The sequence below is a fragment of the [Mycobacterium] fortunisiensis genome, assembly GCF_019050325.1.
GTDB classification, from domain to species: Bacteria; Actinomycetota; Actinomycetes; order Mycobacteriales; family Mycobacteriaceae; genus Mycobacterium; species Mycobacterium fortunisiensis.
The window spans coordinates 42,527-59,636 of record NZ_VOMB01000013.1; the positions used below are offsets into that span (position 1 = coordinate 42,527).

Annotated in this window: 11 protein-coding genes and 1 tRNA gene; 5 read left to right on the forward strand and 7 right to left on the reverse strand. The window is 66.8% G+C overall.

The genetic code is table 11. The annotated features are described in order from the left end of the window. The first annotated feature begins 88 nt into the window (after positions 1-88). The 4 genes from FR943_RS09610 (at position 89) to FR943_RS09625 (ending at position 8,331) form a co-directional block, all read left to right on the forward strand. Positions 89-3,094 (forward strand): UPF0182 family protein, encoded by a 3,006-nt coding sequence (locus FR943_RS09610; RefSeq protein WP_217156301.1) that lies wholly within the window; start codon positions 89-91, stop codon positions 3,092-3,094. A 178-nt stretch (positions 3,095-3,272) separates the two neighbouring features. Continuing rightward, on the forward strand, positions 3,273-6,677 hold the full coding sequence (locus FR943_RS09615) for an ATP-binding protein (protein WP_308170517.1): 3,405 nt from the start codon (positions 3,273-3,275) through the stop codon (positions 6,675-6,677). Positions 6,678-6,777: 100 nt separating this feature from the next. Continuing rightward, positions 6,778-8,172 carry an FAD-binding oxidoreductase gene (locus tag FR943_RS09620; RefSeq protein ID WP_217156303.1) on the forward strand — a complete coding sequence of 465 codons (1,395 nt, stop codon included), beginning with the start codon at positions 6,778-6,780 and terminating at the stop codon, positions 8,170-8,172. A gap of 85 nt (positions 8,173-8,257) precedes the next feature. After that, positions 8,258-8,331, forward strand: a tRNA-Met gene (locus FR943_RS09625). Between the two features lie 205 nt (positions 8,332-8,536). On the opposite strand, the gene FR943_RS09630 is transcribed toward FR943_RS09625, so the two are convergent. From FR943_RS09630 to FR943_RS09660, 7 genes are all read right to left on the reverse strand, one after another. Further along, a complete protein-coding gene (locus FR943_RS09630; RefSeq protein WP_217156305.1) occupies positions 8,537-8,860 on the reverse strand; it encodes a type II toxin-antitoxin system RelB family anti-toxin in 324 nt (107 codons plus the stop codon). A gap of 1 nt (position 8,861) precedes the next feature. Beyond that, positions 8,862-9,212, reverse strand: coding sequence for a type II toxin-antitoxin system RelE/ParE family toxin (locus FR943_RS09635; protein WP_217156307.1), 351 nt, complete (start codon positions 9,210-9,212; stop codon positions 8,862-8,864). A 197-nt stretch (positions 9,213-9,409) separates the two neighbouring features. Continuing rightward, positions 9,410-10,189 (reverse strand): hypothetical protein, encoded by a 780-nt coding sequence (locus FR943_RS09640; protein WP_217156309.1) that lies wholly within the window; start codon positions 10,187-10,189, stop codon positions 9,410-9,412. Positions 10,190-10,224: 35 nt separating this feature from the next. Next, entirely contained in the window at positions 10,225-11,643 is a 1,419-nt protein-coding gene (locus FR943_RS09645) for a TIGR00366 family protein (protein ID WP_217156311.1), read from the reverse strand. Positions 11,644-11,660: 17 nt separating this feature from the next. Further along, complete coding sequence (locus FR943_RS09650; RefSeq protein ID WP_217156313.1) at positions 11,661-12,962, reverse strand: NtaA/DmoA family FMN-dependent monooxygenase; 1,302 nt, start codon at positions 12,960-12,962, stop codon at positions 11,661-11,663. A gap of 28 nt (positions 12,963-12,990) precedes the next feature. Then, entirely contained in the window at positions 12,991-13,605 is a 615-nt protein-coding gene (locus FR943_RS09655; protein WP_217156315.1) for a TetR/AcrR family transcriptional regulator, read from the reverse strand. Continuing rightward, positions 13,602-15,458, reverse strand: coding sequence for a flavin-containing monooxygenase (locus tag FR943_RS09660; protein WP_308170518.1), 1,857 nt, complete (start codon positions 15,456-15,458; stop codon positions 13,602-13,604). The genes FR943_RS09655 and FR943_RS09660 overlap by 4 nt, the downstream gene beginning before the upstream one ends. Positions 15,459-15,597: 139 nt before the next feature. Here FR943_RS09660 and FR943_RS09665 point away from each other — a divergent pair, with 139 nt between their 5' ends. Then, positions 15,598-17,043, forward strand: a complete 1,446-nt coding sequence (locus FR943_RS09665; protein WP_217156317.1) for an MDR family MFS transporter — start codon at positions 15,598-15,600, stop codon at positions 17,041-17,043. Positions 17,044-17,110 lie beyond the last annotated feature (67 nt).

Genomic DNA, 17,110 nt, shown 5'->3' on the forward strand with positions numbered 1-17,110 from the left:
CCGGTGTAGATGGCTAGAGTTGTAGGCAATTCGGGCGGCCCCCTCGGGCATGCCACGAGTCCACCGAGCCTGAAACGGGAGTTCACGAGTGGGGATGCGGCCTGCGGCGAGGATGCCGAAGCTGACACGACGTAGCCGGGTGTTGATTGCGCTGGCGTTGGTGGTGGTGCTGGCGCTGTTGATCGGACCGCGGCTGGTCGATGGCTATGTCGACTGGCTGTGGTTCGGTGAGCTCGGGTACCGCTCGGTTTTCACCACTGTGCTGGCCACGCGCGTGATCGTGTTTCTGGTGGTGGGGCTGTTCATCGGGGCGGTGGTGTTCGCCGGCCTGGCCCTGGCGTATCGCAGCCGCCCGGTGTTCGTTCCCGCGGCCGGGCCCAACGATCCGGTGGCTCGGTACCGCACGACCGTGCTGGCCCGGTTACGGCTGTTCGGCATCGGGGTGCCCGTCTTCATCGGGTTGCTGGCGGGCGTCATCGCCCAGAGCTATTGGGTGCGGGTGCAGTTGTTCCTGCACGGCGGTGACTTCGGGGTCACTGACCCGGAGTTCGGCCGCGACCTGGGTTTCTATGCGTTCGACCTGCCGTTCTACCGGTTGGTCCTGACCTACCTGTTCGTCGCGACGTTCCTGGCGTTCGTGGCGAATCTGTTGGGCCACTATGTGTTCGGCGGCATCCGGCTCACCGGCCGCAGCGGGGCGCTGAGCCGCGCCGCGCGGATCCAGTTGATCAGCCTGGTCGGCACCCTGATCCTGCTCAAGGCGTTCGCGTACTGGCTGGACCGCTACGAGTTGCTCAGCAATACCCGCGCGGCCAAGCCCTTCACCGGCGCCGGCTACACCGACATCAACGCGGTGCTGCCGGCCAAGTTGATCCTGTTGGCCATTGCCCTGATCTGCGCGGTGGCGGTGTTCTCCGCGATTGTTCTGCGTGACTTGCGGATTCCGGCCATCGGTGTGGTGTTGCTGCTGCTGAGCTCGCTGGTGGTGGGCGCGGGCTGGCCGCTGGTCGTTGAGCAGTTCAGCGTCAAGCCGAACGCCGCGCAGAAGGAAGCCGAGTACATCAGCCGCAGTATCGCCGCGACTCGGCAGGCCTACGGCCTCACCGACGACACGGTGACCTACCGCAGCTACGAGAGCACCGGTGAGACCACCGCTGCCCAGGTCGCCTCGGACCGGGCGACCACGTCCAACATCCGGCTGCTGGACCCGACGATCGTCAGCCCGGCCTTCACCCAGTTCCAGCAGGGCAAGAACTTTTACTACTTCCCGGAGCAGCTGTCCATCGACCGCTATCCCGGGCCCGACGGCTCCCTGCGCGACTTCGTCGTCGCCGCACGCGAACTCAACCCGGACCGGTTGATCGACAACCAGCGGGACTGGATCAACCGGCACACCGTGTACACCCACGGCAACGGGTTCGTCGCTTCGCCGGCCAACACCGTGCGCGGCATCGCCAACGATCCGAACCAGAACGGTGGTTACCCGGAGTTCCTGGCCAGCGTGGTCGGGGCCAACGGTGGTGTGGTGTCGCCCGGTCCGGCGCCGCTGGATCAGCCCCGGGTCTACTTCGGTCCGGTGATCGCCGATACGTCCGCCGATTACGCCATCGTCGGCAAGATCGGCGACACCGATCGTGAGTACGACTACGAAACCAACACCGAGACCAAGAACTACACCTATTCGGGTAGTGGCGGTGTGCCGGTGGGCAACTGGTTGGCGCGCTCCGTGTTCGCGGCGAAGTTCGCCGAGCGGAACTTCTTGCTGTCCAACGTGATCGGCGAGGACAGCAAGATCCTGTTCAACCGGGACCCGGCGAAGCGGGTGGAGTCGGTGGCGCCGTGGCTGACCACCGACACCAGTGTGTACCCGGCGATCGTCAACAAGCGCATGGTGTGGATCGTCGACGGTTACACCACGCTGGAGAAGTACCCGTACTCGGAGCTGACGACGTTGTCGAGTGCGACGGCCGATTCCAATGAGGTGGCGGTCAACCGGTTGGCCCCGGACAAGCAGGTGTCCTACATCCGCAACTCGGTCAAGGCCACCGTGGACGCCTATGACGGCACGGTCACGCTGTACGCCCAGGACGAACAGGATCCGGTGCTCAAGGCCTGGATGAGTGTCTTCCCGGGGACGGTCAAACCCAAGTCGGACATCTCCCCGGAGTTGCAGGCGCACCTGCGTTACCCGGAGGACCTCTTCAAGGTGCAGCGCGCACTGCTGGCCAAGTATCACGTGGACGATCCGGTGAAGTTCTTCACCAACGCCGACTTCTGGGATGTCCCACTGGATCCCAACCCGACGGCGAGCAGCTTCCAGCCGCCGTACTACATCGTGGCCCGGGATCTGGCCAACAACAACGGGCAGTCCTCGTTCCAGCTGACCAGCGCGATGAACTGGATCCGGCGTGACTTCCTGGCCGCTTACATCAGTGCGAGTTCCGATCCGTCGAGCTATGGCAAGATCACCGTGTTGACCATTCCGGGCCAGGTGAACGGGCCCAAACTGGCGTTCAACGCGATCAGCACCGATACCGCGGTGTCGCAGGATCTCGGTGTGATCGGGCGCGACAACCAGAACCGGATCCGGTGGGGCAACCTGCTGACGCTCCCGATGGCCAACGGCGGCTTGCTGTACGTGGCACCGGTGTACGCCTCGCCGGGCAGCAGCGACGCGGCCTCGTCGTATCCGCGTCTGATTCGAGTGGCGATGCTCTACGGCGACAAGGTCGGTTACGCGCCGACCGTCAGCGATGCCCTGACCGAGTTGTTCGGGCCGGGTGCCGGCGCCACCGCGACCGACGTGGCGCCCACCGAGGGCAAGCCGCAGCAGACCCCCGACGCGGCGGCCGCCGCGCAGCCGCCTGCCAACGCCGACGGTCAGGCACCGCAAGGTACTCCGCCTCCGGCGGTCGCAGCGGTGCCCCCGGGTGCGCCAGTGCAGCTGTCCCCGGCCAAGTCCGCCGCGCTCAAGGAGATCGAGTCGGCGATGTCGGCGGCGCGTGACGCTCAGCGCAGTGGTGACTTCGGCAAGTACGGTGACGCGTTGCAGAAGTTGAACGATGCGATGAACAAGTACGACTCCGCCAAGTAGCGGAGCGGATTGGCGCGATGGGACCGCCAAGTAGCGGAGCGGATTGGCGCGGAGGTACCGCCAAGTAGCGGAGCGGATTGGCGCGACGGGACCGCCAAGTAGCGGAGCGGATTGGCGCGACGGGACCGCCAAGTAGCTGATACTCGCCGGGTGCGGTGCCGACAATTAAGCTGCGTCGGTGCGCTATCGCTTGCTTGGGCCGCTGCAGGTGCTGCATGCCGGTGCACCGGTGGATATCGGTGCACCCAAGCAGCGCACGGTGCTGGCGATGCTGCTGCTGGCGCAGGGCCGAGTGGTATCTGTCGACCGGCTGATCGATGCGGTGTGGGGTGACGATCCGCCGGCCAGCGCCACGGCGAGCCTGCAGGCCTACATCTCGAATCTGCGCCGGGTTCTGCGGGACGGCTCGCCGGTGGCGTCACCGATTGTGCGTCTGCCACCGGGCTACTACCTCGAGGTACCCGACGATGCGGTGGATGTCGCGGTGTTCGCCGCGCGGTGTGCCGATGCCGGGGCCGCCGTGGGCCAGCAGCGCTGGGCCGAGGCGTTGTCGGCCGCCGATGAGGCGCTGACGCTGTGGCGGGGAGACCTGCTCAGCGACCTGGCCGAGCAGGATTGGATCACCCAGGATGCGGCCCGGCTCCGCGAGCTGCACAACCAGTGCCTCGATCATCGGATCACCGCGCTGCTGGCGTTGGGGCAGGTCCCACTGGCATTGTCAGCGGCGGCCGAATTGTGTTCGGCTGAACCGTTCTCCGACCGGGGCACCTGGCTGCTCATGCTCGCGCAGTATCGAGCGGGCCGGGTCTCCGAGGCGCTGGATACCTACGCCGGTCACGCCCGTCGGCTCGATGCAGAACTCGGCTTGGCGCCGAGCACCGAATTACGTGAACTGCAGACTGCGATCCTGCGCCAGGCGCCGGAGTTGGCGGCGTGGCCCCGTTCGCCCGAGTGGACCGGTGCCGATGAGGTGCACACGCCGGCCGCCCCACCGGCCCAGGCGCCGGCACCTGACGTGGGCCGCGCCGCCCTGATCGGACGTGGTCGTGAATTGTCCACCGCAGCAGACCTTCTCGATGAGGTACGGGTCGGTGAGACGCGATGGCTGGTGCTGTCCGGTCCGCCGGGTATCGGCAAGACGCGTCTGGCCGAGGAGATCGATGCCCGGTTCGGCGACGATGCGGTCTGGGTGACGTGCCCCGACGAGCGCACCACACCACCGTGGTGGCCGATGCGACAACTGGTGCGGGGTTTGGGCGGCGATGCCGACGAGGTGCTGGTGGTGCCGGCGCACGCCGATCCGGACACCGCGCGGTTTCGGGTGTACGAGCGGGTGCAGACACTGTTGGAGTCGGTACGGCGGCCGCTGATGGTGGTGATCGACGATGTGCAGTGGGCGGATTCGACTTCGGCGGCCTGCTTGGCCTACATCGCCGGGGCGCTGTGGGGGCACCCGGTGGCCATCGTGCTCACCGTCCGTGACGGGGAGCACGGCGACGAGGTTGCCCGCCTGCTGGCGACGGTGGCCCGCGGGGAGGGCAACCGGCAGCTGATCCTGCCTGCGCTGTCGTCCGAAGATGTTGCGGTGCTGGCCAATCAGATCGCCCCAGATGCAGTCGACGACGCCGAGGCGGTGGTGTTGGCCGAACGCACCGGCGGCAACCCGTTCTTCGTGTCCGAATACGCTCGCCTGCCGCGCGCGGAGCGGCACGAGATCCCGGTCGCGGTGAAAGCCGTACTGGATCGTCGGCTGGCCGGCCTGGCACCCGAGGTGCTCGGGCTGATGCGGGTGGCGGCGGTGGTCGGTGACGTGATCGACGCCGACGCGGTGCTGGTGCTGGGCCGGGTGGCCGGGCTGGACTTCGACACCCTGGCCGATCATCTGGACGCGGCTGCCGACGAGCGGATCGTGGTGAGCGCGCATGCCGGTGACGGCTATACCTTCGCGCACGCGCTGTTGCGTGAGCATCTGGTGGCCGGGCTGCCGGCGCTGCGCCGCCGGCGTCTGCACCTTCAGGTGGCGGATGCGTTGACCGACAGTGTGTCTGCAGATGCGGTGACTCGGCGGGCCCAGCATCTGGTGGCCGCCCAGCCGCTGGCGGATCCACAGCAGGTGGTGTCGGCCTGCCGGTTGGCCGCCGAGCAGGCGACGCAGCGGTGGAGTTCGGATATCGCGGCCCGGTGGTGGCAGGCGGCCCTCGATGCGTATGACCGGTTGCCGAGTGCCGTGCGCAGCGATGTGGAGCGCGACGACTTGACGGTGGCGATGCTCGACGCGCATGCCCGCGCCGGCCGTGGACGGTTGGTGCTCGACGCGGTTGAGCGGAATCTGGCCGATGCCTTGCGCAGTGAGCGGGCGGATACCGCCGGTCGGGTGGCCAGTGCACTGTTGCGGGCCAGCGGGGGATGGCCGTGGTTGGCGCCGGGGGAGGACCCGGGCTCGCTGCTGGCCCTGCTGGAGCGGGCCGCGTCGATGGCAAGTGCCCATCCGGGACCGGGGGCGCGGGTGCTGGCCGCGCTGGCCGTCGGATGCTGCTATCACCCGGATCCGGCGGTGGCCGCGGGGTTTCTCGACCGGGCCGAGGAATTGGCGCGACGCACGGGCGATCCCGATGTCATCGCCGACACGTTGATGGGCCGGCTGATCACCTATTCCGGGGTGGCCGAGTTCAGCGAGGCGACCTTCGGCTGGATCGACCGGTTGAATGCTTTGCGGCACAGCAGGTCCCGGGAAGACGTGGTGATCGCCCATTCGGTCGCGACGATGGCGGCGATGAACCTTGGCGACATCGAGCGCACCGAGCGGCACTTGCGCGCCGGGATGGCCGGCAGCGAGGAGCTCCAGCTGCCGGTGCTGCGTGCCCAATTACGGTGGATGCAAGCGGTGTTGGCGATCTGGCGCGGAGACTTCGCCGAGGCCGGTCGCCACCACGCGATCGCCGCCCATGTTCACGAACAAACCGAACTCTACGGTGCCGGAAGTGGATTGCTGGCCGAGGTGACGCTGTTGCGGGAGACCGGCGGCCCGGTGCCTGCCGGGCTGAGTGCCGCCCTCCCGCACGATGACTCCGGTGGTCAGGGGATGGCGGCCCTGGTACACACCGCGCTGCTCACCGCTGTCGACGGTTCGCGGGCCGAGGCGGTGGCCCAGCTGGATTATTGGCGCCTCGACACCGACCGGGGGCAGGTGTGGACCGGGTTGGGGCAGGCCGCCTGGATGGCGCACCTGGCCGCCGACTACGGGTTGGACGACTACGCGGGCGACCTGTTGGCTGCGCTGGAACCGTTCGCCGACCGCATAGCGATGATCGGACAGGTCGGGCACGCGGGACCGGTGGCGTTGGCGACGGCACGGTTGCACGCGCTACGGGGGGACCGCGAGCGCGCGCTGATCGACCTGGGCCGGGCCGAGGACATCGCCCGGCGCACCGAGGCCAAGCCCACCCAATTGTGGTGTGCGCTGTTGCGGTGCCGGCTCACCGAGGACGGACCGAGCCGGCGCGAGGCCGCACGGCAACTGCTCGCCGAGGCACAGGAGTTGGGCATGGCCGGTCTGGTGGTCCGCGTGTCGCTGCTGACCTGACCTGGGGCTTGGCGGTTTCTTGAGCTCGGCGCCAAGTGAACCCCAAGGGGGTGCGCCGATGCTGTGCGCGACATTCGTACCGCGCGCCGAGAGGATTCCGATGACCCTGACCGATGTTGCCCACGGCGGCCTGGACGATGCGCTGACCGGGTTGCGGGCCCACGTCGCCGCCCCCGTCGCGCTGCCCGGAGAAGCCGGCTACGAGCGGGCCACCCCGTGGAACGTGGCGGCCACGGTGGCGCCGGCCGCGGTGGTGTTGGCGACCTCGGTCTACGACATCGCCAACACCGTGCGGTTCGCCGCAGCCCGGGGATATCGGGTGAGTGTGCAAGCCACCGGGCACGGCGCGATGGGCGTGGCGCCTGACACCCTCCTGGTGGTGACCGCCGGCATGACGAGCGTCACCGTCGACCCGGTGGCGCGCACCGCGCGGGTGGCCGCCGGGGCGACGTGGCAGCACGTGCTCGACGCGGCCTCCCCGCACGGCCTGGCCGGGATCTGTGGCTCCGCACCGGGAGTCGGCGTGGTGGGGCTCCTCACCGGCGGGGGCATCGGGCCGCTGGTGCGTAGTGTCGGCTTGTCGTCTGACTACGTGCGGTCCTTCGAATTGGTCACCGGCACCGGAGAGGTACTGCGGGTGACGCCCGAGCAGAACGCGGAGCTGTTCTGGGGGTTGCGCGGCGGCAAGTCGACGCTGGGAATCGTCGCCTCCGTCGACATCGAGTTGCTGCCGATCTCCGAGTTCTATGGTGGGGCAGTATTTTTCGATGGTGCCGACGCGGCGGCGGTACTGCGCGAGTGGGCGCAATGGTGCGCCGTGTTACCCGAGTCGGTGTCGACTTCCATCGCCTTGCAACAGCTTCCATCGCTACCCGGCATCCCTGAGCCGCTGGGCGGGAAGTTCACCGTGGCGGTGCGCTACGCCGCCGTCGATGACTTCGCCGCAGCGCAGCGGCTGCTGGAGCCGATGCGGGCCGTCGCGACGCCGGTCCTCGACACCGTCGCGGTGCTGCCCTACGCGGCAATCGGTGCGGTGCATGCCGATCCGGTCGACCCGATGCCGCTGTACGAACACCACACCCTGTTGCGGGAATTGACGTCGGACACCGTCGATGTCCTGCTCGCCGCCGCCGGGCCGGATTCCGGTTCGGTGCAGACGATCGTGGAAGTCCGGATGCTCGGTGGTGCCTATGCGCGGGAAGGGCGGCACCGCAGCGCGTTCTGCCACCGCGACGCGGCCTTCGCCGTGACCACCATCGGGGTCCTGGTGCCGCCGGTCGCCGACGTAGTGGTGCCGCAGGCCGGCGCGCTCGTCGTGGCGCTGTCGCAGTGGTCCACCGGCGGCCAGATCGCCAACTTCGCGCCGTCGGACGACGCCGGCCGGGCAGCACGCGTCTACGACGAGGACACCTTGCACTGGCTGGCCGCGCTGGCCGAGAGGCATGACCCGGCCGGGGTGTTCCGGTGCGGCCCGGTGGTGCGTTTCGTAGGCTGATTTTCGGGCGATTTCGGGCCGAAATGGCCTTTGACCATACGATTTGGAACTGCGACGACCGTCCCGGTAACCTGGTATTCACCAACGCGGGGTGGAGCAGCTCGGTAGCTCGCTGGGCTCATAACCCAGAGGTCGCAGGTTCGAATCCTGTCCCCGCTACTAGCGAGAATGGCTCTCAGGCGAAAGCCTGGGGGCCATTCTCAATCTCAACGCTCTGGCCCGTCGAGGTGCCCGGTGAATTGTGTTATTTCTCAACGTATCCGCAATTGCGGAAAGCTCTTGGGTGATACACCGAACAGATCGACAGGGAGCTACCGATCATCGGCTTCACCGACAACCGGTTCGATCCCGGCAGCTTGGTGGATTAGCCCGTCAACTCGACGCTGCTGTCATCGAACTCCGCCACAATCCGTAAGTTGCCGCCCAGCGCCGCCACGTACGACTGCAATGTGCCCAGTTCGGTCCGCGACAGGTCCCCGCTTTCCAGCTTCGACACGCGCGCCTGCGACACACCCATGAGTGCAGCGACATCGGATTGCCGGGCGTGGCCGTGTGCCTTCCGAATGTCGGCCAGCTGCTGAGCCTGAACGGCTTCGTGCATCAACTTCCGCGCGGCATCGATGCGCGCGGGATCGAGTCGGCCCCGTTCGATCGCCTCCGCGCGAATCTCGCGCCAATCGCGTGCCATGTCAACTACCTCCCGTTGCCAGCCAACCCGCGTAGCGCTGCTCCGCGATCGGAATGTTCGTGTCGTACCAACTCTTCCAAGTGCCCGATTTGTCTCCGCCGATCAGCAGGATGGCCTGCCGCGCGGGATCGAAGATGAACAGGATTCGGATGCTGGTGCCGGCTGGGCGAAGCTCTTTCATGTTGTGGAACTTTGAACCCTTGACCTTGTCCACCATTGGTCTGCCGAGCGTTGGGCCTTCCAATTCCAACAGATCGATGGCCGCTGCTACGGCGGCCATCGAGTCTTCGTCGAGAGTGAAGAACCACAGTTCGACCTCCTCGAGCAGAAGCACGGGCCAAACGGTTCCCATCAGTATAACTCGTAAGTTATATGAATGGGTTGTCCATGGGTGAATTCGGATTCAGCGTCCCGGTGCGGGCAGTTGTTACCCGGTGCAGAATCCGAGAGTCCGTAACCCATGTGCCCGATACTGGCAGCGGGTACCGACAGTCAGTGGTGCTGTTCAACAGCGCGTCTTGGTAGCGCCGTCGACCTCTATTCGACCGCCTACGTCGTCAACCGCTCCCGCATCCCCGGCGCGAGCACACCGGTGAGCTTCTCCCAGTCCACGGTCACCGGGTAGTAGTCGCCGAGCACATGGGCGACCGGGATATAGACGACCAGTCCGTCGTCGTCGGGCAGCCAGTTGGCGAGTTGATCGGCCACCGGTTCGGGGGCCTGCTGGTTGGCCAGCTTCTCGTCGTCGGCGATTTCGGCCTTGATGCCGTCGACCAGTGCGGTCAGCCCGGAGGTCTGGTCGGTGAACAGCTCGGTGATCGGGATCGGCTCGCCGGTGTGCGCGTCGAGCACCGTCGTCGAGACCGCGTTGAACGGGTGTGCGGCATGGTCGACGAAGATGTTGAGCAGCAGCACGCCGGCCACCGCGCCGGTGCCGATGTGGCTGACCTCGCTGCGGTCGTCCTTGTCCACGATGCCGGGCGCGACGGTGACCGGGACGTTGTCCTCTCGGGGCTTGAGGTACTCGTCGAGCCCCGCGCGCATCGCGGCGTTGAACGCGTCGCGCACCGCCGCGTCCCCGCCTTTCAGCTGGGGAAGTTCGGCTTTGTACGTGACGGTTCCACTGGTGCCGTCGACGGAATCGATGAAACCCGTGAACGGCTCGGCCGCGGCGGTCGCCGAGGTGCTGCTGGTCGTGGTGGTCGGGGCGGGACTGCCGGCGCCTTCCGAACTACCTGAACCACCCGAATTGCACGCGGTGGCCGCACATATCATCGAGGCGACGAATGCCGCCGACACCAGTCTGCGTATCCCGGTAGCCTGATTCATCTTTCGACCTTAGCCCGGTGCAGGGGTGTTCGCGGTCAAATGACGTAGGGCGCAATCAGGGTGGTGGCCCCCAACACCAGCACGCCGATCAGGAACGCGATGATCGTAAAGCCCATCACCTGACGGACATTGAGCTTTGCTATCGCCAGCAGCGGCAGTAGCCAGAACGGCTGGATCATGTTGGCGACACCCTCGCCGACGGCGACGGCCATGGACATCAAGCCGAGGTAGGCCGGCGAGCCCTGGCCGACCGCCAGCGCCGAGTCGACGGCAATGGGCCCCTGCACCGCCCAGTGCCCGCCGCCCGACGGCACGAACAGGCTGATGATCAACGAGCCGATGAACGTTAGGAACGGCAGCGTGTACTCCGTGGCCCCGCTGACGAGCGCCTCGGCCAGCAGCGTCTGCAGCGGCTTGGCACCTTCGACGGCGTGATAACCCAGCAAGCCGACCAGGCCGCCGTAGAGCGGGTACTGCAACAGCAGTGGGCCCGACACCTTGGCGGCTCCGGTGAAGGCCCGGATGAACCGGATCGGTGTCCGGTGCAGCAGCGCGCTGGTGATGGTGAACAGCATGATCATTGAGGAGATGTTCAGCTCGAAACCGCTGAGGATGAAATAGGCCAGGCCCGCGGCGAACACCAGAACGTTGAGGATCCAGAGGTTTTCCAGCCATTCGGCGAAGGTCTTCTTGGTTTCCGCCGGCTGCGTGTCCGAGTCCGGCTGCCCTTCGTCCTCGAACACCGCGGGATCGGGGGCCAAGCTCTGCTGCGGCTCCATGCGCCAGATGGTGAGCGCGAGCAGCGCCAGCACAACGATCACCGACAGCCAGCTGTAGGGCTGGAAGATGGTCTGCTCCAGCGGCACGGTGATCCCGGTGATCTTGTGGATCACGTTGATCGGACTGCCCTCGTCGGTGTTCGCCAGCGCGATCGACGACGAGAGTCCCTGGGTCCAGACGATGAAACCCATGAACGCCGCCGCGATGAGGTAGCCGAAATGCGCATCGGTGAAGCGCTTGGCGACCTGTCTGGCCACCAACGCACCGGCGACCAGTCCGAGCCCCCAGTTCAGCAGGGACAGCACCGCGCTCACGACGAAACACAGCAGGGCGCCCTGAACCTGGTTCTTCGGCGTCGCGGCGACGCGAATGATGGCCCGTTTGAGGATCGGTGCCTCGGCCAGGGTGTAGCCGGTCACCAGCACCAGGACCATCTGGAAGGCGAACGTGAAGATGTTCTGCGACCCCCACACCCCGCCGTACCAGGCGGTGAGCATGCCGTCGGGGGTGGCGCCGTCGACCAGCACGGCAACCAGCGCGGCCACGATCAGAGTGAGGATCACCGCGAACAGATAGGGGTCGGGCATCAGGCGTTCGACGTACCGAACACTCAGCCCGGTCAGCGATTGCATGACGCCGCGGCGCTGGGTCGTGTGCTCTTCGCTCGTCGTCATCGGGACGGACTTTAGCGTCAGAACCGCTCGCGCAGTGGCTGATCCGCCGGAGTGCTGCGGTAGATACCGCGATCGATCAACCGGGGGACGACCTCGTCGATGAACTCCTGGATGGACTCTGCGCCCGCCGAGAACATCAGGTTGAACCCGCCGACATTGCCGTCTTCATGCCAGGCGGCGAAGTCCTCGACGAGGTCGTCGTAGGAGCCGACGAACTTGCGGTGGGTGGCTCCGCCGCGGCCGACCGCCTGGGCGACGACGTCACGCACGGTCACCCCCGGGCGTTCCTGGATCCAGTTGTACAGCCCCACATAATTGCCGAAGGTGCTCTTGATCGTCTTCTCGACATCGGCGGGGACCGGCAGCGCCGCCACCGGGAACGGAGCGTTGATGTCTTCGAGTGGGACCTCGATCCCGAACTGCCCGAGGGCAAATGGCGCGATCGGTTCCCAGTTGACGTAGCTGTCCAGTTCGCGCAGCCGCTCTTCGGCGTCTTTTGTGGTCTTACCGACGTAGGGGATGAGGCCGGGGATCGGTGGCACCGATCCCGGGGTGCGCCCCTGCTCGACGAGTGCTTTGTCGAGGGTTTCGCGGTAGACGGCGGCGCTCTCGCGGGTCGAGGAGTTGGTGAACACCATCTCGGCGTGCTTGGCGGCCACCTTGATGCCCGCGCCCGATCCGCCGGCCTGGGCGATGAGCGGCCGCCCCTGCCGGCTGGGCGCCACGTTCAACGGGCCGGAGACCTGAAACAGCGTGCCGCGGTGGTTGATCGGTTCGGCGTAGAACCGGGTGCGGCCGTCAGGATCGCGGCGCAACTCCCGGTTGTCCCACAGGGACCGGAGCACATCGAGGAACTCGTCGGCACGCTGATACCGCTCTTCGCGGTCCAAATGCTTTGCCAGACTGTAGTTCAGCGCGAAGTCGTCGATCACCGAGGTGACGGCGTTGTACCCGGCGCGCCCGTCGGAGGCCTGGTCCAGCGAGGCCAGCAGCCGGGCCAGGTTGTACGGGTCGTAGAAGGTCGTCGATGCGGTGGCGATGAGCCCAACATGCTTGGTGTGCTGGGCGATCGCGGTCAGCGCCGTGATGGGTTCGGCCGGCCCGCCGTCGAAGGCGGGTGACCCCTGCATCCCGGGGATGTCACCGACGAACAGCGCGGTGAACAGGCCCTCGTCGCCGAAACGGCCGTATTCGAGGAGGCGCTCGAACGTGCTGCGTTCGGCGATCCCGTGGGCCTGCTCGTACCCGTAGGCACCTTGGTGCAGGTTGATGTCGTTGGCGACCAGGTTCAGGTGGAGATAACGCTGTGTTGAAGTCATCGAAGGTGGGGCCTCCTGTAGTGGGGGGTCAGCGCATGGTGGCGTGCAGGGCGTCGGTCATTGCCTCGATCGCGGCCTCCCGCTCCACCGGCCAGCCGTCGACCAGCCACAGGTGCATGAAGGAATCGACCATGGTGTACATCATCGCGATGGCCAGCCGGATCTGGGCCTCGGTGGCACCGGGCATGGCGTCGTTGCGGATCCACTCCTCGACGTTGGCCTCCATGGTGGCGCGGTGGGCCGCGGCGAAATCCGGGTCGGCGGCGCGGGCCTGGTGCAGCGCCATGTACAGCTGGGGTGCGGAGGTGTAGAAGTCGACGACCTTCTCGAAAAAGGCCCGGATGGACGGGCGTCCGGACGTGCCGCCGCGCGGCGCGTCCTGTTGCGACCACACCGTCATCCGGGTGTTGCGCAGCTCGCGCAGCACCGCGGCCTTGCTGTCGAAATGCAGGTAGAAGGTGGCCCGGCCGATCCCGGCGCGGCGCACGATGTCGTCGATGGTGACCGCGACATAGCCACGTTCCCCGAAGGCCTCCAGGGCAGCGGCCATGATGGACTCACGCGTCATGATCCGGTGGCGGTCACGCATCGTGAGTTTGGGTGCCGCGCCTTCGGTTTCGGTGGCGTGCGTCGTCTCGGTCACGTCAGGGTCACACCCTCCAACTGGCCGGTCGAGCGCCACTGGGCCAGCATGTCGAAGAACTCCACGGGTTTGCCGCCGAAGTTGGTCGAGAGCATGCCGTGTGGATTGTCCTTGTCGCCTTCGGAGCTGAGATAGCTCGGCGTGCACTCGGCGTAGAACGCCTTGGGTTTCTCCGATGATGCGTTCATCGCTGCCAGCCACTCGTCCTCGGCGTCGGCGGTGGCTTCGATGGTGGTTGCGCCGCGCTGCACGAAAGTGCTGACCAGGTAGGCGAAGTGGTGGGCCCGTTCTTCGGCGGTGTGGGTGTAGTTGGGGGAGACGCCCGACTGGGTGTAGCCCAAGAAGAAACAGTTGGGGAAGCCATGGGTCTGCAGCCCGTGCAGGGTCCGCATTCCCTTGGCCCACTTGTCGCTCAGGCGCACGTTGTCGCGGCCGACGATCTCGAACCGGAGGCGCCGGGTGAACTCGGTGCCCACCTCGAAACCAGTCGCGAAAACCAGTGCGTCCAGCTCATATTCGACCCCGTGGACCACGACGGCGGTCGCGGTGAACCGCTCGACGCCACGACCTTCGGTGTCGACCAGTGTCACGTTGGGCCGGTTGAAGGTGTCGAGATATTGGTCGTGGTAGCCGGGACGCTTGCAGTTGAGCCGGTACCAGGGCTTCAGCGACTCCGCGGTTTTGGGATCGCGCACGGTTTCGTCGATGCGGGCGCGCAGCAGTTCCATCGCCTCCCAGTCGGCGCGGAACAGGAACTCGGCGATCTCGGCCTCGGTCATTTCCCGGCCCAGCCGGGCGGTCTCCCGGGCCACCGCGGGCTCCGACAGCGCCAGCGCCTTCTGGGTCCAGCCGTCGTCGGTCAGATCGACGTCCATTTCCACGCCGCAGGTGACGCGGGTGAAGTTCTCCATCCGCTCGCGCTGCCAGCCGGGCTGCAGACCCGCCGCCCAGTCCGGGTCGGTGGGCCGGTTGCCGCGCACCGACACGGTGCTCGGGGTGCGCTGGAAGATGTACAGCTGCCGGGCCTGCTCGCCCAGGTGCGGAATGCACTGCAGCCCAGTGGATCCGGTGCCGATTACGCCGACCCGCTTGTCGGCGAGTTTGGTCAGCCCACCGGACTCGTCGCCTCCGGTATAGCCGAAATCCCAACGGCTGGTGTGGAAAGTGTGGCGGGTGAACTCGTTGATGCCGGGAATGCCCGGCAGCTTCGGCCGGGTCAGGGAACCCGGCGACACCGCGACCATCGTCGCGGTGAAGTGGTCGCCGCGGTCGGTGCTGATCCGCCAGTTTTTGGCGTGCTCATCCCAGTCCATGCCGGTGACGGTGGTCTGCAGTAGCGCGTTCTCGTAGAGCCCATAGTGCTTGGCGCAGTTCTGCAGGTGCTCACGGATCTCCGGGCCGTGGGCGTAGCGCTCGGTCGGGATGTAGTTGAGTTCTTCGAGCAGCGGCAGATAGATGTAGGACTCGACATCGCACTGCACGCCCGGGTAGCGATTCCAGTACCAGGTGCCGCCGAAGTCGCCGGCGGTGTCGATCATCCGGACGTCGGCGATGCCTGCTTCCCGCAGTCGCGCGGCGGCCAGGATGCTGCCCAGGCCGGCACCGATGATGGCCACCTGGACGTGGTCGTGCACCGGGTCGCGTTCGACCCGTTCGGTCCACGGGTCGTCGGCGTAGTGCGAGAAATCGGCGGTGACCTCGATGAACTGATCCACGGCCTCGGGGCGCAGGCGCTTGTCGCGTTCGAGTGCGTACTTCGCGCGCACCCATTCGGCGTCGTACTCCGCCGGTTGAGGTCCCAGGCCGGTGGCCGTTTCTGGCATCCCGTAGCGCTCCTCGCTCGTCGATTTCACTAGACACACTGTCTTGTCAGCAGACTGTCCAGCATCTTGCCAGATGGAGCGTCGGCAGAAAACAGGTTTCGCCGAGGTTGGGTGGCCCACCTACTGTGGGGGTCCGTTGCCGAAAGCTCGGGGGAGTTGAGGAGGGGGAATGACGAGGGGCCCGAGCACGGGGGAGATGGCCACGCAACAGCGAGCCCGGTCGAGCGCCGGCGTCGTGATCGGGCTGCTGGTCGGCTCGGCGTTCGTGATGATCCTCAACGAGACGATCATGAGCGTCGCGCTGCCTGCGCTGATCGTCGACCTGGACATCGCCGCGAGCACGGCGCAGTGGCTGACCAGTGGTTTTCTGCTGACCATGGCCGTGGTGATCCCGATGTCGGGTTCGCTGCTGCAGCGCTACCCGGTGCGCACGATCTATGTGGTGTCGATGTCGGTGTTCTGCACCGGCACGCTGGTGGCCGCGCTGGCGCCGGGTTTCGCGGTGCTGCTGGCCGGACGCATCGTGCAGGCCTGCGGGACGGCCGTGATGATGCCGTTGTTGATGACGACGGTCATGAAGTTGATTCCGGCCGATCGGCGCGGACAGACGATGGGCACGATCTCGATCGTCATCGCCGTCGCCCCGGCAGTCGGGCCCACGCTGTCCGGATTCATCCTGGGCTCATTGGATTGGCGGTGGATGTTCTGGACCGTGCTGCCGATCGCGCTCGCGGCGCTCACCGCCGGGCTGGTGTGGTTGCGGGTCGACGACGACAGGCAGAGCCCGACTCCGATCGATCCCATGTCAGTGCCGCTGTCGGCGCTTGCCTTCGCCGGCCTGGTGTTCGGGCTCTCGCTGTGGGGTGAATCCGCCCACGGCCGCCAGGGCCTGCCCGCATGGGTGCCGCTGACGGTCGGTGCGGTGGCCATGGTGCTGTTCGGTGCGCGCCAAGTGCAACTACAGCGCGGCGACCGCGCGTTCCTGGATCTGCGGCCGTTCACCTACCGGCGGTTCTCGGTGTCGCTGGGCCTGGTGATCCTGGGCTTCATGGGACTGTTCGGGGCGATCATCATGGTGCCGCTCTACGTGCAGGATGTGCTGCGCCAGAGTGCGTTGGTCGCCGGGCTGGCCACTCTGCCGGGCGGATTGCTGATGGGGATGGCCGGGCCGATGGTCGGCCGCGCCTACGACCGGCACGGGGCGCGGGTGCTCGTCGTTCCCGGTTCGGCGATGCTGTGCGCGTCACTGTGGGGATTCACGATGCTCTCGCCGTCCTCACCGGTGGCCGAACTCGTTGTGCTGCAGACGATCATGATGGTCGGGTTGTCGATGATGTTCACCCCGTTGATGACCGACGCCCTCGCGGTGCTGCCCGACCGGCTCTACTCGCACGGCAGCGCCATCCTCACCACGCTGCAACAGGTGGCCGGTGCGGCCGGGACCGCACTGTTCGTCACCGTCATGACCAAGGCGTCCCGATCCGGCGGAGCACCGGATTGGGACGGCGTCCACGCGGCCTTCACGGTGGCCGCCCTGATCGGTGTGATCGCCTTTGTGGCAGCGTTTTTCACCGCCGTGCGACCGAGCCCCGCGGGCGGGACCCCGACGCACTAGTGTCCTGAGTCATTAATTCGCTCGCTCTTGTTAGGGTGGGTGATGCCCTCGCCGCGCGCCGCTGAGA

Coding starts and splice junctions, on each gene's coding strand:
- FR943_RS09620 (WP_217156303.1), top strand. CDS start 6,778: ATGACCCTGACCGATGTTGCCCACGGCGGCCTGGACGATGCGCTGACC.
- FR943_RS09630 (WP_217156305.1), bottom strand. CDS start 8,860: ATGGCACGCGATTGGCGCGAGATTCGCGCGGAGGCGATCGAACGGGGC.
- FR943_RS09635 (WP_217156307.1), bottom strand. CDS start 9,212: ATGGGAACCGTTTGGCCCGTGCTTCTGCTCGAGGAGGTCGAACTGTGG.
- FR943_RS09640 (WP_217156309.1), bottom strand. CDS start 10,189: ATGAATCAGGCTACCGGGATACGCAGACTGGTGTCGGCGGCATTCGTC.
- FR943_RS09645 (WP_217156311.1), bottom strand. CDS start 11,643: ATGACGACGAGCGAAGAGCACACGACCCAGCGCCGCGGCGTCATGCAA.
- FR943_RS09650 (WP_217156313.1), bottom strand. CDS start 12,962: ATGACTTCAACACAGCGTTATCTCCACCTGAACCTGGTCGCCAACGAC.
- FR943_RS09665 (WP_217156317.1), top strand. CDS start 15,598: ATGACGAGGGGCCCGAGCACGGGGGAGATGGCCACGCAACAGCGAGCC.